This window comes from Ruegeria sp. BHSB064, from assembly GCF_059613205.1.
Window position 1 is genome coordinate 21,339 of the sequence record NZ_JBXWSB010000008.1, and the last position, 19,660, is coordinate 40,998.

Genomic DNA, 19,660 nt, shown 5'->3' on the forward strand with positions numbered 1-19,660 from the left:
TTGCCTTGCGGAGACCCTCAAACTTGCCCCTCAATTGAAATAGTATTTCAATCCAAAGTAAGGCCCGTGTTGGGTCACATCATAGGCAAACGCACCCGTGCTCAGCGTGTCACTGTAATCAACGCTGAAATAGCGATAGCCAAAAATAATCGATGTTCTGTCCCAGGGCTGATAATCAAAGCCAACATTCGCCCCGACCTGAAGATCATTGCCGCCAGCCCCGAAACCACCAAGGTCGATTGACGTAACAGCCGTCCATCGTTCGTTCAATCGCCACATGCCGCGGGCACCGATGACCGGTTCGACCCAGCCCTGGTCCCCTCCCAAAACAGGTGGTGTGGTTGGCCCTGGTGTTGTGATATCGATCTCTTGCCGGATCGAGTTGTATCGAATGCCACCCTGAAGATCGACAGTATAGCGTTGATTGGCGGTGCCATAGGTGCCGTCTGCAATTCGATAAGCGCCTAAGACCGCAAACCATTTTTGCCGTACGTCCACGTTCACCGACGACCCAAGCGGTCCTGGCAACGTCGCGTCCTCTTCTATCCCTACATAGTTGGCGTCAACGAGAATACCCAGGTCACCAATCCAGGCTTCGTAACGCCCCGCAGCCGCGAAATCGAGAACTTCCAACACGTCGCCCAGATCCAGATCAAGATCGGCCGATACACCTGCGACCGTGGATGTTCCGGTGGTTCTGAGTGGTGTGAATAAGTAAAATCCAAGAGTATGCCGCCAGCCTTCGTCATCCTGTCCCTTTGCGGGCAGAGATTGGGCCGACGCGCCACAAGCAAGCAGACAGGACAGAGTTATCGTGCTGACGACGCAAGCAGATGTATTAAAGTTCATTTACCAATCTCCTAGCTTTTCACTTCCACAGGAACAGGACACGCTGGCGCTGCTTGTGCGAAACGCACCTCATTTGCTGACCGAGGATTGTTTGATTTTGAAAGCCTCAACGGCCGCGGCGGTTTCAGGGCGAATGTTTTCAATCCCCTCGTAAGGGATGCCGAAGGCGGGCTTCTCGTCAGGGAATTTTTCCTTCCGGGCTTGGTGACGAGCGAGAATTCGAACGAATTCCTGACCTCCCCAAGCGCCGACTTCAGTCGAGACAGGGTACTTTTCGTGAGTGTCGCGATAAATGTCTATGAAGTCTGCCAAAATACCGTTTGTGAGGTCCTTCGGCAGGTTCATTCGGAATTTATCCTTAATGATCGCTCCGGGTTTATCAATGTTATACACGATCAACGAGTCTCGGCGACCTTTGGATTCATCAGCGAACAAAATCGAAGCTGACTGATCGACGCCATCTACCAGCCGATCGCGCGGGATGAACCCATCTGCGCCAGCAATACGTGACAGTGTCGTATAGAGATCGGAGACGTGTAAGATGTTGTTAACCATTGAATCTGGGCCGATAACACCAGGCCAGCGAATAAAGGCGTCAACTCGAACCCCGCCTTCGGTGGTGTCGCCTTTGCCACCTTTGTAGATCATCGGTGTGAAGCCGGATTGAGGTGAGTATTTGGTGAAATGTCCATTGTCACCCATGACAACAACCACAGTGTTATTCGCGACGTCCAGATTTTCCATTTCGGCGAAGATTTCCCCGAGGTATTCATCGAGCAACTGGAGCTTATCGGCGTAGAGGCCCCCATTGGGTGACTCTGGCCCAGTTCGTCCAGTGCGCGTGTTATGTAGTGGGATCATCGGCCAGTATTGAAGGAAGAATGGTTGCTTACCGGTAGCAAGACGTCTTAGCTCTTCTATCGTTTTGTCTTGATACGCTTGGTTCATCTCATCGTATTTCAATGCGCCCCAACGCTCGCCTGGTTGCATTCGAATCTCCATGATTGGTCCACCTGCCTCGCCTTCGATGACGGTCATCATTGCTGAAGCGTCTGGGCGGAACCACTCGTCGAGCACGTAATCAGGGACAAAATCTCCGATACCAACTGAGACTTGCTCGCGAATGGCATCGTCGTTGAAAATCGTAAGCTGACCTTGTTGGTGGATCGCATGTTGTGCGTAATCGAAACCCTGGTTCATCGCCCAGCTCTCAGCGATGTCACCCATGTGCCATTTACCTACATGGCTGGTGGCATAGCCAGCTTCTTTAAGAACCTCAGCAAGAGTGACTTCCTTTCCTGGAAGACCGAAGCCCGCTATATCCACAGTCGTGTTGCCCATTCCCATGCGTACTGGAAGACGCCCAGTCATTTGTGCAACCCGTGTCGGAGTACAGGATGGTTCGGTGTACATTCGCACCATCCGCATACCTTCGTCCGAGAATTGATTGATGTTCGGAGTTTCAATGCCTCGTACTGCGTTGAGTTCCGGTATACCCATATCCCCGAAACCAAGATCATCAATCAGGATGGAAACGATATTTGGCGGATTGCCATTATTGCGCTCCCGAAACTCGGAAAGCAGAGCGTCAACCGCAGCATCATCCTCGGCCCATTTTTCGGCGTGCTGGGCTTGCAGTATGTAATACTCAGCGTCGTGAATGATGGGCGCTTCCTGCGCCGTCAACGTTTGAGCTGCGATACATATGCTCGCGGATAGGTAAACCACTTGTCTCATGTCGCCTCCACTCATTGGCTTTGTTTCGGTTCTGTTTCGGGTTCGGATGTCGGGGGGTGCTGAGATTGGGCTGCGTCCAGTGTTTCAGCTCCAATGCGGTTGATATCTGTAGCCGGAAAAAACTCGACCCAGACATGCCAGAACATCCCGGACCTCAGGGTTTCGACGCGGCTGAGCTTTCCGCAATTTGAATTGCCGAAGAAATCTATTTCCGTTACCGGAGCGCCGCTGTCATTGTACCAAACACCCACGCTTTCATAGACCGGGTCATAAGCAACCACGACATCACGGCCGCCCACGGTCGCATTGATCAACCCGTGATGCTCGGCAATGAAATCATCGGTCCAGCAGACAGCGTCGCCAGCTATTGTTACGCCCCAAACATAGGTTTTGTTGGGCAACCGGTCATCGCTATGGCTCATATTGTCCATGACCGGCGCTTCCTCCTGATGCTGTTTCGCAATCCCCGAGGCGAATACGGTTTCGGTGAAAAGGTCAAAGAGCCGAAGCAAAGGGTTTGATGAGGGTTTGTTCAAAAACACTTCGCCTTCCGGGTATGCTTTTTGGAAGCCACGAAAACTCATCCGAAAAGTAGGCCAGGGCTGCATGGCAGATTGCTCGGATGGGTCGCTGTCAAAACGGCCATAAATCTGCTGGATGGGTTCGCCCGTCGTGTTGTCTCGCAGGATCAGGTTGTTGCCGTGCTGGGCCATGACTTCAAGATCAAGCCGTTTGCCATTGATCTGCGGTTTGTACGCCAGACCCAGATTGGCCATGGCGCAGTACGTCATGACAATATCGTCGCCACCCAGCCCCTCAGAATTTCCTGCCAAATGCGGGCGCATCAACTGCGCATCGGAATGGGCACGGGCATGACCGTTGTTTTCGATCACTAGAACGCTTGCCGAAGGGTTGATGAATTGCTTGGCTTCAGAAATCGGAAAGTATCTGGCGCTGTCTTGTTGGTTCCGCAGGCCAATGTGAACCCAGATCCAGGGGAAAACGAACAGGAACACAATAAGAAGCGTCACGGCGGGCGCGCCAAGGAAGAACAACCAACCCGGGCCGCCGCCCATCAGATGCCCCAATAGCATCAAAGCCAGCCCGCCTATACCAACTGCGATATAGGTGTTTTCGTTTCGAATGAACCGGATCATATTGTTCCGCTTCACCTTCAACACCATCTGGCTGATATCTCCGAGGTCGCGGAAATACATGAAGCCAATAGACAGCGATATGATCAGACCCAAATAAAACAAAAAGTTGGCCAGCATTTGGATCACCTTTCCTGCGGTTGGTTAGCCTTCGGAGGAATCTGATTTGGACGCGAGGTAAAGCCGAATTTCGTCCTCAAGCCCCCGAAGGCTATTGGTTAAATCTGCGTAAGTTGGATCGCTGGCGTCGCAAGGCAGCAGAGCTGTCAAGCTTTCATAGTCGGCACAGATCTGAGCAAACACCGTGTCCGAACTGCGTAGACGGCCGATTTCGTTCGTTTGTTCCGGAAACACTAATGTCAATGAAACCATGTCGATCCCCAAGGTGCCTGATCTCTGTTAGGCCTCAGCGAAAAGGCTATTCCCCCTCCTTTCCGCTCAAGTATCGTCGAAATTCATTTACATATTCAGGTATCTTAACGTATGTTGCGACGTAACATGTTTATTTTCAGATGCTTGCGAGGCGCACAAAAGCGACTGATGTGATGACATCTAGGGGGTTGCATTCAGAATCGGGCCTAGATCCGATCCCAAAAAACCTGACGGATCCCGAAATCCGGCAGGCATTGGACGCTATTTTGAACAGCCGGGAGTTTGAAGGAGCCGAGCGCTTACAGTCCTTTCTGCGCTATGTCGTTGAAACTCTTTTGGCAGGCCACGGCGACGACATCCGGGCCAAATCGATTGCCGAGGATGTCTATGGCAGATCATTAGGTGGGCGCGGTGATCCAATGGCCGTGGTACGCGTAGATGCCGGCCGCATGCGTCGGCGGCTGGCAAACTATTATTCAAATTCCGGCAAGGATGAGTGCTTGCGCATTCATGTGGATCCCGGAGGATATGTGCCCCGGTTTGAGGTGATTTCAGCCAATCATGAAAACGGCAAGCCTTGGGCGCGTCGCCATTGGCTGCGCAGCGCTGCACTAATCGGTGTTCTGATAATTTGCGCCACTGGACTGTACCTGCAATTCAACCCTCAGCAGTCGAAAAGCGCCTCAGACCCATCCGAAGCAGCAAGAAAGCAGCAAGCTGTCCGGGAAGCGCTGTTTTCCACCAATCCAACGAAGCTGCAGGCGATGAATCTGGCTGACGAAGCGCGCCCATTGATGTTTCCGGTTCTGGATCGTGCCCGATTGCAAGCTGTGAGCGGTATGTTCGAGCGTGCCATTGCGTTGGACAACTCGTATTTTGGCGGATACGCGGGCTCGGCACAATCGTTAGGAATTCTGGCGATTACCACTCCGACCGGAGCAGAGAGGCGCGATTTGTTGGTTCAAGCAGAGGCGCATGCCGACAAGGCCGTAGAACTCGCGCCCGGTGAAGGATGGAGCCACTCTGCGCTGGCTCTTGTCTCTTTTGCCAAGCGAGACTTCGACGCGGCATTGGCCCATTCGAACCGCGCGATCCGCCTCGCGCCCGACGATATCCATGTCATAAACTTTGACGCTTTGTTTGCGTTGTTTGGTGGCGACTTTGAACGCGCCATCGCGTCTGCCAAACGCGCGCAGGGCTACGATACAACCAACCGCAGGTTCCCTTATCGAAGCGTACTGGCGTCGGCGAGTTTTCATTTGGGAAATTATCAGGGCTGTGTCGACCAGTTTAACAGATCGATCAGATTGGGTGACCCGGTCAGCGCCATCTCAATCGGTTATCTTGCCGCAGCCTATCAAAGGCTGGGAGAGCACGACAGGGCAAAGGCAACAATTCTACTCTTGGATGAGGCTTGGCCTGACTACCCTCTGAGCACTTTGCTTCGGGCCCTGTTCGCCGATCAGTCACATGCAGAGGACATAATCAGCGCGCTCAACGATATTTAGGCATCACACAGCCATCATGAAGGTTTTGCGCGAGAACAAACCGACGTAAAGATCCGCTAAAGCCGGATCAGATCAGGGATTGGACAAGATCTGCCCTGAGCCAAATGTGAAATTCAACCGCGAAAAAACTGCGCCTGCCTGTGACTGACGCAGTTTTTTGGCTCCCAAGCAAGATCTTACGGCAGCAGATCAGAGACCTTGCTGAAACCTGCCAGATCATAGACAAAGGTAATCGGTTCGCCGATCCGGTTGACCCCTGCAATTGTCAACTGGTCCCCGGCGCGCATGGCCGACATCCAGTCCGATGAAACAGGTGAGCGGGCAAAACAGCCCTGGGCCTCGCAAGTCAGAAAAGATGGCTGCGCGACTTCGGTACCATCAACACTTGCCACCAGCCCTTCGGAAAACAACAGCCCAAATGGCAGGGTCAGTACGGCCTCAACCTCGTCACTTCCAGCAGGTTTGACAAAAGCAATCGAGGTCAGGCGTTGGTTGTTTTCGGCCAGAACAATGTTTTGTGTCATCTCGCAAACCAACTCACCTCCACTGACCAAATTGCTGCAATTGACAGACCAAAGCGGCGCCTCGGCTTCCTGCGCGGCCAGCGGGAGCGCCAGCCCCATTGAGACGCCCAAGACACAAATCCAAGTTTTCATTCTGCTGTTCCTCATGAATTAGAATTGTACGCCAAGGCCAAGCCCGACCTGCAAAGCCTCGGTTGAGTCTCCGAACATATGATCGACGCTCAGATTGATAAAGCGGCTGTCATCCAGCGCGAACAACCCGAGCCGGGCCGAAATGACCCCATGGCTGTCGCCAACATAGCTGGTGTTGACAAAGCCGCCATCTGCAGCGCTGGCACCCGCGAACCCGGCAGTGACCGATACGGTATCATCCGACGAGAAGATGGCACCCGCCCGCAAACTGGCGCGCAGTTTCTGCTTGCCGTTCAGAACCTGTTCGGTTCCCATTTCCAGTGAAGGTGTCAGCGAGTAGATCATATTGCTGTCGTCTTGCAGGGTGATCCCAGACAAGTTGGCCTGACCGTTGCTTGTGGTGGCCAGACGTGTTGCGTCAAATGACAACTCGGGGCGCAGGTAAGACGCGCCTCCAGCAAACCTGTGGTCATAGGCAAAGCTCAAACGCAGGTTCTGATGGTTGGTCTTGTGGGTGATCTCACTGACCCCCGAAGTGTTCACAACAGTCCCGCCTGGCAGCACACCTACGATCCCACCGGCGCTGAGCGTATCGTAATCCGACCACCCGGCAGACAGCTGGGCTGCAAATTCCCACGCGCCGGTATACTTGGTGAGCGAAGCGCCAAGATTAAACCGGTCGCCATTTGCTGTGTAGGACGACCCGTTGCTCAGGCTCATCTGATCGTGGCCCACGGCAAACCCAGCGTAAAGCTCATCTCCGACCGGAATACGCACGCCGGCCGACAGGTTGGTCGCGTTTATGTCGAGCGCATCGTAGATCCCGGTCTGGTCGCGGTCAAAGAAGGACCGGCCACCCGAGAACCACATGCAGTTCCGCGGATCATCACCGACCTGATAGTCTGTAAAACGCTCGCAATTGTGCAGCGTATCGGCAAACACGCGGGTACCGTAGTAAGCATCCACCAGATCAGACGCATAGTCAGCTGTCGACAGCGTGTTGATTGCAGCGATGACCTCAGCCTCGGATTGCATATTGCCGATCAGGGCAAACAACTCGCCCTGTGCAGCAGAGCCCTGCCCGTAAAGCACTTGGTTGATGTAGTTACCGATCGCAGCCTGGTTGGCGTTCATCCCTTGGGTCGAGTAGTCGGGTGCAACCACCAGATCGATTGAGCTGCCGTCAGACGTAGATCCATTCAAACCAATCGAATAGTCCAGAACCACCGTATCCTGAATCGTTGTCCCCGCATCCGCTGCGGTGCCATTTGGATTGATAATCACCAAAGGCAAAGCGCGTTCCAGCGTATTCAGCTGTGGTGTCAACGTACCGCCAATTGTGGCGTTTCCGGTCACATTGACCAGATCGCTTCTGCCGCCAGATGCACCTGAAGTGAGGAAGTACACGTCAAATGTCGAAGTTGCACTACTGCCGAAGGCAAGGCTTCCGGTCAGGTTCAGCGTTTGGCTGACATTGCCATAGAAGGCGAAATCGCTGGCTTGCACAGATGACGTGAACGCTGTGTTCAGCCCCCAGTTGGCACCCAGAACAAATTCGCCGTTCACCTGCATCATTCCGGCAGACCCCAGATCGACCGTATCCAGCGCATAGAACGCAGCCCCTTGTTCAACAGTAAGACCGTTGGTGCCCGCACCAAGGTTCAGGTTTCCAAGAGCCGAACCCAATAGCGTCACCTGATCGTTCCCATCCCCGCCATTCAACAGTTGATTGTTCCCGGCCAGCAGAACGCTGTTTGCGGAAAGCGACAGCGCATTGTTCGATCCGCCTTCAACGACAACCGATGCAACTGAATCCGTCTGACCGGTGCCGCCCATGACGACACCATCGAGGCCAAGAGTAATAGCACCTGCGCCATCGCGCCCTTCAGACTGCGCCAAAACGCCTATGCCGCCTGTTCCGACGGAAAGAACGTTGCCGCTGAGCGCCATGTCGATGGCTCCACCGGCACCTGCGCCACCTGCAGCTCCACGGAAGACCGAGTCCACTAGGCCGCCACCGCCGCCCAATGACTGCGCGATAACGCCAATTGCGTTTTGCCCGGTGGTTACGATGTTCCCGGTTTGGGTGAAATTGATATCGCCGCCATTGCCACCATTGTTGGTCGACAGACCCACGGTGATGCGGTTTTGCGCCATGTCAGTCGAGACAATTCCACCGCCGCCGCCAATGCTCTGAATGACGAAGCCATGTGACCCCTGGCCGCTCGTTGTCATGTTCCCGACATTGGTGAAATCGACGCTGCCGCCATCCCCTGTCGAGGCATCCTGCGCACCTAAGATGACATCAGCGGTACCAAGCCCCGAGATGACAACCTCACCACCGCCAGCACCGATGCTTTGCACCGTTTGGCCAAACGCGCGGTCGCCGCTGGTGAAAACGTCGCCATCCAACGTCAGGCCAATCGCGCCGCCGTCGTTGTTAAAGCTGGGATCCGCGCCCAGGATCACCGATGCGGCCTTTTCTGTGCCCGCAACGCCACTGCCGTTGCTGTTCAGCACCAGCTTACCGCCGCCGCCACCAATCGACTGCACCGTACCCGCCGCCGAGAATGCACCATCCGTGCCAACATCACCCGTCCGACTACCCGTCACATCTCCGCCACTTGCATCGTTGGTGTTGATCGCACCCAGTCGTGCCGCGATGTCGATGGCGTCACCATCCTCAACGTCTACGTTGGTGGAAGCGGTTCCGCCGCCACCGCCGACGCTCTGCACCATCAGGGCTGTCGATCTGTCACGCGTCGTGGCGATGTTGCCATTATGCGCTTGCGTAACCTGATTGCCAGCCGTGCCTGACACATCGTCGCCGCCAAGGGCAATGTCACTGCGCACGACCGAACCGGTCGCGCCGGACGTCCGCGTTGTGAAATCGACCGATGTGTTGGCATTGCCGCCACCGCCATTCACCGATTGAGCAAACACAGCCTGCGCGCCTTCTCCATTCACCAGAATGTCGCCAGTCGAACTTACGGTAACAGAGCCGACCGAACCGGTTGTTCCGGTACGGGCACCCAACACCTGTGAGATAGTGTAATCCAGCGCCGAAACCAGCGGGGACGAGACCGAGTAACCTGCGTTACCGCCACCGCCGCCAACGGATTGCGCATAGATGCCAAATCCGTTTTGGGCGTTCACCACTATGGTGCCGGTATGGTTGACCGTGACATCTCCGCCATCGGCACCCGATCCGCCCGAACCACCAATGGCAATCTTGGAATAAGACTTGCCGGTCATGGTGTTCTTCAGGTCATTCACATCCATGGCAACGGCCAGACCGCCGTTGCCGCCACCGCCGCCGACGGATTGCGCCATGACACCGTAAGCGCCCGCGCCATCAACCTGAATATCGCCGCTGTTGGAGACGACTACATTGCCCGCAATATTGCCGCTGCCGCCCGAGCCGCCGATGTTCAACTGCGCTGTAGGCGAGCTGTTGTCGCCGGTTTTCAGCCGCAGCGTTCCGGTGATGGAGCTACCTCCATTTCCGCCGCCGCCGCCAATGGACTGCGCAAAAATACCATGCGCGCCTGCGCCGGTTGTGACAATGGTACCTGCATTCGTCACTGAGACGGTACTGCCAATGCCGCCCATGCCACCCGAGCCGCCCAGACCAAATTGCAGCGCTCGCCGCGTGCTGGCTTCGGCCCCGCCATAACGGCCGTCGACCGAAATCGTCGAACCGCCGGTGCCGCCGCCGCCGCCAACAGATTGTGCGAAGATACCGTGGCTTTCAGCACCGCTGGTCAGGATTGTACCGTCGACCGTATTTGCAACCGTCACTGTGCTGCCAGCCCCGCCTGTGCCGCCGGTGCCACCAATCAGAATGGCGTTTGTCGTTGCGCCGTCCGAGGACCGGCCCAGGATAATGTTGCGCACCTGTTGGGCGTCTCCACCGCCGCCACCAATAGATTGTGCATAGATACCAACAGATTTGTCACCAACAGTCTGGATCAGATCACGGTTCGTGACCGACACCGCGGCCGAGGTCGCACCCGTGCCACCGTTGCCTCCGATTGACAGCGTGGCCGTATTGCCGATGTCCTTGCGCAGGCTGATGATACGGTTCTCGACCACACCTCCCATGCCGCCGCCGCCGCCGACGGATTGCGCAAAGATGCCATGAGACATTGTGCCTTGGGTTGTGATGATACCGTCGCTGTCTACGGTTACGGTGTCCGAGGTCATGCCGTCCCCGCCCGTACCACCGACATTGATTGATGCAGTGGTCCCAACGGTCGACGGGTTGACCACGGCTTTGATGGTATCGAGGTTCGACTGACCTGCCTGAACCATACCGCCGGTGCCGCCCGCACCACCAATGGATTGTGCCAGCAGACCGTTTGACCGGTCGCCAAAGGTCGCGATCCGCGCGGTATTGGTGAGGTCAACCTTGCCACCCAAGCCTCCGCTGCCGCCGCTGCCACCGATGGACAGGGCGATCGATGTGCCCTTTGCCGCCGAGTTGCTGGCCTTGCCGCCGGTGCCGCCACCGCCACCAACGGCTTGGGCAAACACCGCATGGGCATCCGTACCCTGGGTCGAGACCGTACCGGCCACAACGGCCGTTACGTCGCCCGCTTCGCCTCCGGTGCCACCTTCAAGCCCAACGGACAGGCTGGCCTTGTTGCCTTTGCTGTCACCGGTTTTAGGCGTACCGATGCTGACGGAGGTCGATGACGAGTTCCCGCCACCATTGCCGATCGACTGCGCGAAGAAGCCGTACGAATTGTTGCCCTGCGTGCTGATGATCCCGTTTGAGCTGGCATAGACATCACCGCCCTTACCGCCTGTGCCACCAACGCGACCGATCTGGATGTTGACGTTGCCGCCATCCACCGAGGTAGAGGCCGAGTTGTAACCGGCGTTGCCGCCCCCGCCACCAACAGATTGGGCGAACAGACCGTGTGAATTTGCCCCTTGCGTGGCAATGTCGCCAGTATGACGCAGATCGACCGCACCACCGTCGCCGCCGTTTCCAACGCCACCGCCAATGGCCAGCCCAAAGCCCTTGTTGGTCGCGTCCGAGGCCAATTCATAGGTCATGCCCAGGTTCAGGGCCGCGTTGCCGCCACCCCCACCAATAGACTGTCCGAAAATCCCGTGGCTGCCGTCCTGCTTGGTCAGGACATTGCCGTAGTGGTCCACATCAATCGTGCCACCATCACCTGCGGTTCCGGCAGAACCACCAATGGCTACCACAGCCGACACGCCCGTTTTCTTACCCGAGGAGTCCGCTGGATTCACCTTTCCCTCAAGCTCATCAAGTACCGCGTTGTAGTTGGCAATGACAGAGTCATCCACGCCCGTATTCGTGGGCGTTTTACGGCCACTTGAATCGCCTGTGCCGCCATTGCTCTGACTGCCGGTGGTTTTGCTGATACCGACAACCGCGTTGATACCGGCATCGCCGCCGCCACCGCCGATACTCGACGCCTCGATCCCGTGTGATCCAGCCCCATCGGTTATGATGGTACCGGCTGCCGCTGTCGACGTTCCGCGCACTACGGTGACATTGCCCGCGTCACCGCCGCCGCCACCAAAGCCACCAATGCCCATCGCGATAGGCGAGCTGTCCTTGGTGCCGACGAACGTCGCGTTGATCCCGCCTGTACCACCACCGCCGCCAATGCTCTGCGCAAAGAGGCCACGTGCGTGGTACCCGTTTGTCGAGATATCTCCGGTTTGCGTGACCGACACATTACCTGCATCCGCGCCAGTGCCACCGTGGCCACCAAGGCCGCCAACGATGCTCAGATCAGTTTTCCCGTTGGAATTATTGGAATCGCCATAGTTCAGTTGCCCGGTCACGTTCAGCGCGCCGTTACCGCCGCCGCCCGCAATGGATTGCGCCAGAACACCATGCTTCCAGTTGCCCGCAACCGAGACAGAGCCAGCATGATCCACCGCTACATTGCCCGAGATATTGCCGTTGCCGCCAAAGCCGCCAACCCCGAATGTGACCGAGGGGATTTTACCATCCTTGCTCAACGCGATACCGCCCGAGACGTTCAAGCCGCCATTGCCGCCGCCGCCACCGATGGATTGCGCCAGCAGACCCGCAGACCCGTCTGTATCCTGCTTTTCTTCGTTGAAAACACCCATGTCGATAAACAGACGTTCAAGACCGAAAGTCGAGGTCAGTTCCTGAGTTTGATCGACAATCGTATTGCCCAGGAAATTGCGCAGCTTGTCTTCGAAGGTTGTGGTGTTGGGGATCGAGATGTCATCAGGGTTGGTCGTGACCGTGATGTTTGCCCGCGATGTGACTGTGACGTCACCGGCTTTGCCACCGTTACCTGCGAACCCGCCGACACCCACGATCAGGGAACTGTCTGAAACGATCCCGCCCGAGACGTTCATGCCACCATTGCCGCCGCCGCCGCCAACGGATTGTGCCAGCAGGCCAGATTGACCTGTGCCATGGGCCCGGATCGTGCTTCCTGCACCGATATCAACCGAGACGTCCCCGGCGTCGCCGCCGCCACCGCCAAAGCCGCCAACCCCGACAACAACTGCGTAGGACTTGCTTTGGTCGGTCAGACCCGCGCCGGGCTTGCCGCTAATCGCCAAACCGCCGGAAACGTTAATCCCGCCATTGCCACCGCTGCCGCCAAGCGATTGCGCAACGATGCCGCTGGCTCCTTTGCTTTGATCGATTGTCAACGTACCGTTTGACATGACCATTGGCACCGCCTGAACATTGCCGGTGTAATCCAGATCGACGGATTGCGCGTTGCCACCCGCGCCACCAAAACCGCCAACGCCCGCGGCAACGGAAAAGATCGTGTTCGAGCCCGATGGCTTGGTCAGCGACAGCGTGCCCGAGATATTCGTGCCACCGGTTCCGCCACCGCCACCAACGCTCTGCGCAAACAAACCGTGCGAGCCGTCCCCTGCCGTGACGACATCGCTTTGCACATCCAGTTTCACGGTGCCCGCGTCTCCGCCGCCGCCGCCGAAACCGCCGAGGCCCAGACCCACGGCTGCGCCGGATTTGCCGGACAAGCTTACCGCGCCGGAAACATTCAGACCGCCGTTGCCGCCGCCGCCACCAACGGATTGCGCCATAACACCAATACTATCCACACCGGTCGTGACAATCGAACTTGCCCCGCTGCCGCCCGAACTGGACCGCAAGGTGCTGACCACATCTCCGGCATTCCCAGCACCACCGCCAAAGCCGCCAACGCCAAGGCTGATCCCGCCCCCATTCTGTTGGCTAATGCTCACAGATGCCGAGATATTGGTGCCGCCATTACCGCCACCACCGCCAAGGCTTTGTGTCAGAACACCGGTGCTGCGGTCGCCGTCAGTGCGCACGCCGCCCGTCACAGTCGATTGGGTCAGTGCCCCTGCGTCTGCTCCGCCGCCGCCGAAGCCGCCCACGCCGATTCCCACAGCGGCATTGGTCGACCGAGACAGGGACAGGGCCGACGAAATGTTCACACCGCCATTGCCGCCGCCGCCGCCAAGGCTCTGCGTCAGGATCCCGACTGAGTCATCCCCAGCCGTTGTCACATTGCCCGTGACCTGCTGCGTGACATTGTCCGCCGCACCGCCGCTGCCGCCAAATCCGCCAACGCCGACACCAAGACCGCCCGAATAGTTGCTGGCCACTGAAATCGCACCAGAAATATTGGTTGCGCCGTTGCCGCCGCCACCGCCAAGGCTCTGAGCAATGACACCCGCTGACCGTGTGCCAGAGGTACTGATGTTACCCGATACCGTGCTGGTAACAGTCCCACTTGTTCCGCCGCTGCCCCCAAAGCCGCCGACACCGATGCCTGCCGCACCGGAACCTGTACGCGCAATGCTAAGCGCGCCCGAGATATTGACGCCACCGTTGCCGCCACCGCCGCCAACGGATTGCACTAAAACGCCGGTCGACGTGTCGCCCGTCGTGATCACATTGCCCGTGACCGTACCGATTGCGGAGCTGGCGTTTCCGCCACTGCCACCGGACCCGCCAATGCCGACGCCGACAGCGCCGCCACCGGTGCCCGAGAGGTTGACAGCCGCAGAGACGTTCAGCCCACCGTTCCCGCCTCCACCAGCAGCAGATTGCACCAGAACACCGCCCGAATTGTTGCCCGCCGTATTCACGTTGCCCACGACGGTGCCCGTAGCTGTGTTGGCATCCCCACCGCTTCCACCGCTGCCGCCAAGCCCGACGGATGCGCCACCGCTACCCTTTCCGGCAACAGTCACAGTCGCTGAGACGTTCATGCCGCCATTGCCACCGCCGCCGCCAAGGCTTTGCGCGATGAACCCTCCGGACTCATTGCCTTGGGTCGAGACGTCGCCTGTCAGCGTCGCCTGTACCGATCCGCCATCGCCGCCAGTGCCAGACGCGCCGCCCAGACCAACAGATGCTCCACCCGCACCCGTTCCAGCCGCTGCTACCGCGACCGAGATATTCATGCCACCATTGCCGCCGCCTCCACCAACGGACTGCGCCAGCAGACCGGAAGAGGTTTCACCCAGCGTGACAAGGTTGCCAGTGACGTTCGCCGTGACCGACGAAGCATTGCCGCCGCCGGTTCCGCGACCGCCCAAGCCCACAGCAGCTGCGCCAGAACCGGTACCTGCGCCACCTACAGAAGCCGAGACATTGAACCCGCCGTTGCCACCGCCGCCGCCAATGGATTGCGCGACAACCGCACTGGATTGCGCGCCTTCAGTGCGAACACTGTTGGCAACTGTCAGCCCGACAACGCCACCGGTGCCACCGCTGCCGCCGGACCCGCCCAAGCCTACGCTGATCGCCCCTGCTCCTGTGCCTGCTCCGGCCAGCGCTGGTGAGACGTTAAATCCGCCATTGCCACCGCCACCACCGACGGATTGCGCAAGGATACCCACCGACGCGGCACCCTTGGTCACTACGTTTGCGGTCGTATTGGCCGTGACTGTACTGCCGTCGCCACCACCCGCGCCCGAGCCACCAAGACCGACCGAGACCGACCCGGCACCGGTGCCAGCGCCTGAGACGGTTGGAGAAACGTTAAACCCGCCATAGCCGCCACCGCCGCCAAGCGATTGCGCAACAAACCCGCTGGACGCGAAACCATTGGTCAAAATGGTGCCGTTCGATGTCAGAGTGACGGCGCCACCGTTGCCGCCGGTATCGCCCGATCCACCCAGACCGACGCTGACCGCACCACTGGCTGTACCCGCACCTGAAAGAACCGGGGCCACGTTGAACCCACCGTTGCCGCCACCGCCACCGATGGATTGTGCCACTACGCCTGAGGATTGGTCCCCGCGCGTCTCAACAGCGTTGTTCGATGTGGCGATGACGGTGCTGCCGTCGCCTCCACCCCCGCCATTTCCACCAAGCCCCACCGACACACCGCCGCCTGCGGTGCCAGATCCTTGGACCGATGCACTGACGTTAAAGCCGCCGTTACCGCCGCCGCCGCCGATAGATTGCGCCAGAATGGCTGTGGATCCGTTGCCTTGCGTCAGAACCGTTCCGCTTGAGGTCAAAGTAACTGCGCCGCCGTTACCACCACCATTGCCGGTGCCGCCCAGCCCAACGCTGACCGCGCCAGATCCAACACCCGCACCAGCCCCGGTACCCGAAACGTTAAAGCCGCCATTGCCACCGCCACCGCCAATCGATTGCGCGACCACGCCCGAGGAGCGATCCCCAGCCGTCACTATTGAGTTCGTTGTCGTCAGGGTGACAGTGCCACCCGTCGCACCCGTGCCACCATCGCCGCCCAAACCGACGCTGACAGCACCACTGCCCACGCCGGCGCCCGCCAGGGAGGCGCTGACGTTGAAGCCGCCATTGCCACCGCCGCCGCCAACCGACTGTGCCAGAACCGCAGTAGAATCCGAGCCGCTTGTGCTGACTGTGCCCGTGACTTGCCCGGTGACGGTCTTCCCGACACCACCACCTGCACCACCGCCACCAAGACCGACAGAGACAGCACCGCCGCCAGCGCCAGCGCCCGCAATTCCCGCAGTCACATTGAAACCACCATTGCCGCCACCGCCACCGATGGACTGAAACACCACACCACTTGATGCATCTGCCAGCGTTGTAACGTTTCCTGCAACCTGGCCTTCTACGATACCGCCATCACCGCCCGAGGCACCATTGCCCCCCAGTCCAACTCCGATCGTACCGGCCCCGGCCCCCGCCGCCGCTACCCCTGCTGTAACGTTGAAGCCACCATTACCGCCACCGCCACCGATGGACTGGACTATGACACCCGTCGAACGCAGACCCTCGGTCCGGACATCTCCGTTGACACGAACACCTGAAACGGTGCCACCGTTGCCACCGTTGCCACCCGAGCCTCCCAGCCCAACGTTGACTGTTCCCGCGCCTGCGCCGCCTGCTGCCAGACCTGCCGCGACGCTGAATCCACCGTTACCGCCACCGCCACCGATGGACTGCACAACAACCGCCCCGGAATCGTTTCCGCGCGTTGTGACACTTGCACCAACCTGCGCGGTTACAGTGCCTCCCGTGCCGCCACCGCCGGATTTGCCACCCAGACCGACATTCACGGACCCTGCGGCCGCACCGCCGATATTGGCGCTGGCCCCGATGCTGTAGCCCCCGTTGCCACCGCCGCCGCCAACGGACTGCGCGACAACACCGCTGGAAAACGCGCCGCTGGTCTCGATGGATGAGCCACCCGCAACCAATGTGACATTGCCACCAGTCCCGGCCCCGCCGCCATTGCCACCAACGCTGACATTGACCCCGGCGGCTGCCCCACCGCTGGCGCTGATACCGGCGGCGATGCTGCCGCCGCCATTGCCGCCGCCGCCACCGACGGATTGCGCAATAATCGCGCTTGAGTTCGTGCCGGTCGTCGTTACATCCGCATTGGTCGAAACCTGTACGATCCCACCATTCCCCGCGCTGCCAGCCTGACCACCAATTCCGACCGAGACGTTGCCGGAAAACAGCGCTGACGCACCGCCGGTTGCCGCAACAGCCAATCCGCCGTTGCCGCCACCGCCACCAACAGACTGAAACAGCATACCGGTTGACCGGTTCCCTGTTGTGACAACTGTCCCTTCAAAGCCAGCGGCAATGGCCGCGCCGCTGCTGTCAAACTGACCGACCGTGACGTTGCCGCCCTTGCCACCCGTACTGCCGTTACCTCCAACGCCAACGGCCAGAGACCCAGAGACCGGGCCACCGGATACCGCAACTGAAACGGCATAACCGCCATTTCCGCCGCCGCCGCCAACAGACTGCAACATAATCCCGGTTGAATCGTCTCCACCGGTTTGCACCGATGCCGAGCCGCTGCCAGCGAGCGTTACATTACCTCCGTCCCCACCGCTGCCTGCCGACCCGCCGACGGAAACTGAGGCAGCGCCAAATGCACCAACGGCAACCGAAACGGCACCGCCGCCATTGCCGCCGCCGCCACCAACCGACTGAGCGAAAACACCTGTGGACCGATCGCCCGACGTCTGGATCGCCGAAGGCTGACTGCCATCGGTGTTGGACAAGGTTACGTTGACGTCACCACCTTTGCCGCCGGCCCCGCCATTGCCGCCGATGGCGACACCGACAAAGGCTCCAACAGACCCGGACGAACCGCCATTTCCGCCACCGCCACCGATGGACTGAGCCAAGATGCCCATCGCATCGTCACCGCCGGTGGTGATAATGCCATCGTTAACAATGGTTACCGTCGATCCGCTGCCACCGCCGCTGCCGTTGCCTCCGACCGACACCATGCCGCCAGACGAGCCGCCGTCACCGCCGCCGCCGCCAATGGATTGAGCGATGACACCGCGCGCGCCGTCCCCTTGAGTAACAATACGCCCATAATTGCTGACGCTGACCGCCGCACCTGTACCGCCACGGGACCCGGTTCCACCGATTGCAACCAGACCAAATGAATTTGCGCCAGTGCCGCCACTGCCACCAATCGACTGAGCCATTACGCCATCCGCCCCGGTACCCAGGGTCAAAATGCTGCCCGAACCCAGAACAGACACGTTGACGGCGCTACCGCTGCCACCATTCGAACCGACACCGCCCAACGACAGGGAAACGAGGCCCCCGGCCGTTCCCCCGGAACCCCCGCCGCCGCCAATAGACTGGGCAACGATCCCTCGGGAGAAATTGCCCCGCGTTTCAATGGCCCCACCGTGAGAAACCGAAACCCGCCCACCATTACCACCGTTGTCTGCTCCGCCGATCAGCGAGACCAGAAGATTGCCGCTGGTTCCGGCAGAGCCACCGGACCCGCCGACAGACTGGGCAAGAATTCCGTTGGCAAAATTGCCGGTGGTCAGGATGGAGCCCGTGGACGTCGTGTTGACCGCCACGTCGCCACCACTGCCGCCATAGCCGCCGCTACCAGAAGCTCCAACCAGACCCCATTGCGAGCCGCCATTGCCGCCATTGTTCGACACGCTCAGCGCATAGATGCCGTCAGCAGAATCTCCGCTGGTTGAAATCGACCCGCTTTGATTGACGGTCACGTTGCCGCCATCTGCCGAGTGCCCTCCGGTGCCGCCACCCGGTGCCGCAAAACCACTGCCCCCATCCCCAGCCTGTCCGCTGCGGCTGAATGCAAAGATACCGTCGTTACCAGTGCCTGACGTTTGGATAGTGCTGCTTGAGGTTTGCGTGGCAATGACCGTACCGCCTTTACCTCCGTCGCCGCCATCGCGCCCATCCCAAAAGCTCAGATAGGAATCCCCGCCGTCGCCGCCGTCGCCACCGACACTTCCGATTTCCCACCCGATGTTACTGGTGGCGTTGACGTTGCTACTGAGAGATTGCGATTGAAACGGCCCATCCTTGCCATCGCCTCCGGAACTTGGTGGAACGACCAACGCACCATCCCGTCCGTTACTGCCATTCTGCCCATAGACAACCTGACTCACGCCATTGGGGCCCGATACGTTTACGGGTGGCGTCACAGTGCCCGGCGTGCCCGAGCTATTAAAGTTGCTGTTGTACTGAGACAATGTCAGTTGTGTGGACAAACTTGCCGTACCGGTTGCCCCGCCACCGCTGATCTGAGCGGTCGTTCCAGTTATAGAAACAATACTGAAAGCGAGCGGAGGATTGTCCGAGTTGTAAATCGTGTCGCCGGCGCTTTTGACCAAAAAAACGTAGCCGTCTGCTGTTTCAACGAAGGCTGTTGTCCCCGCTGTTGGCGTCGATGCCGGGTCCACGATCAGTGCACTTACGGTTGTGTCCTGACCTGTCACCGGGTTAGTGACCGTATCACCAACCTTCGAGGCTGCCGTCGGCGCAGCAAGCAAAGGGTTTGAAATCAGTGCTAAAAACGAAACGGTAACCAGCAAATTTGATTTCTTGGGCACTCTGGAACCTCGCAACCAACGCAGTCAAACGACACGGCGACCG

6 protein-coding genes are annotated in these 19,660 nt (G+C 58.9%); 1 reads left to right on the top strand and 5 read right to left on the bottom strand.

Features of this window, described 5'->3' with window-relative positions:
• Nucleotides 1-30 precede the first annotated feature (30 nt).
• The 3 genes from AC2FNU_RS03310 to AC2FNU_RS03320 form a co-directional block, all read right to left on the bottom strand.
• The gene (locus tag AC2FNU_RS03310) at nucleotides 31-849 is read right to left on the bottom strand and encodes a hypothetical protein (protein WP_496784721.1); all 819 of its coding nucleotides are present in this window, start codon (nucleotides 847-849) and stop codon (nucleotides 31-33) included.
• A 69-nt stretch (nucleotides 850-918) separates the two neighbouring features.
• Nucleotides 919-2,586: a sulfatase-like hydrolase/transferase gene (locus AC2FNU_RS03315; RefSeq protein WP_496784723.1), complete on the bottom strand. Its 1,668-nt coding sequence runs from the start codon at nucleotides 2,584-2,586 to the stop codon at nucleotides 919-921.
• Nucleotides 2,587-2,597: 11 nt separating this feature from the next.
• Complete coding sequence (locus AC2FNU_RS03320; protein WP_496784725.1) at nucleotides 2,598-3,860, bottom strand: DUF3179 domain-containing (seleno)protein; 1,263 nt, start codon at nucleotides 3,858-3,860, stop codon at nucleotides 2,598-2,600.
• Nucleotides 3,861-4,285: 425 nt separating this feature from the next.
• On the opposite strand from AC2FNU_RS03320, the gene AC2FNU_RS03325 reads away from it, so the two are divergent.
• Nucleotides 4,286-5,620, top strand: a complete 1,335-nt coding sequence (locus tag AC2FNU_RS03325) for a tetratricopeptide repeat protein (protein WP_496784727.1) — start codon at nucleotides 4,286-4,288, stop codon at nucleotides 5,618-5,620.
• A gap of 176 nt (nucleotides 5,621-5,796) precedes the next feature.
• Here the strand turns inward: AC2FNU_RS03325 and AC2FNU_RS03330 are convergent, their stop codons facing one another.
• Nucleotides 5,797-6,276 carry an invasion associated locus B family protein gene (locus AC2FNU_RS03330; protein ID WP_496784729.1) on the bottom strand — a complete coding sequence of 160 codons (480 nt, stop codon included), beginning with the start codon at nucleotides 6,274-6,276 and terminating at the stop codon, nucleotides 5,797-5,799.
• A gap of 18 nt (nucleotides 6,277-6,294) precedes the next feature.
• Nucleotides 6,295-19,617, bottom strand: coding sequence for a hypothetical protein (locus AC2FNU_RS03335; protein WP_496784731.1), 13,323 nt, complete (start codon nucleotides 19,615-19,617; stop codon nucleotides 6,295-6,297).
• Between the last annotated feature and the right edge of the window lie 43 nt (nucleotides 19,618-19,660).

Coding starts and splice junctions, on each gene's coding strand:
- AC2FNU_RS03320 (WP_496784725.1), bottom strand. CDS start 3,860: ATGCTGGCCAACTTTTTGTTTTATTTGGGTCTGATCATATCGCTGTCT.
- AC2FNU_RS03315 (WP_496784723.1), bottom strand. CDS start 2,586: ATGAGACAAGTGGTTTACCTATCCGCGAGCATATGTATCGCAGCTCAA.
- AC2FNU_RS03325 (WP_496784727.1), top strand. CDS start 4,286: ATGACATCTAGGGGGTTGCATTCAGAATCGGGCCTAGATCCGATCCCA.
- AC2FNU_RS03330 (WP_496784729.1), bottom strand. CDS start 6,276: ATGAAAACTTGGATTTGTGTCTTGGGCGTCTCAATGGGGCTGGCGCTC.
- AC2FNU_RS03310 (WP_496784721.1), bottom strand. CDS start 849: ATGAACTTTAATACATCTGCTTGCGTCGTCAGCACGATAACTCTGTCC.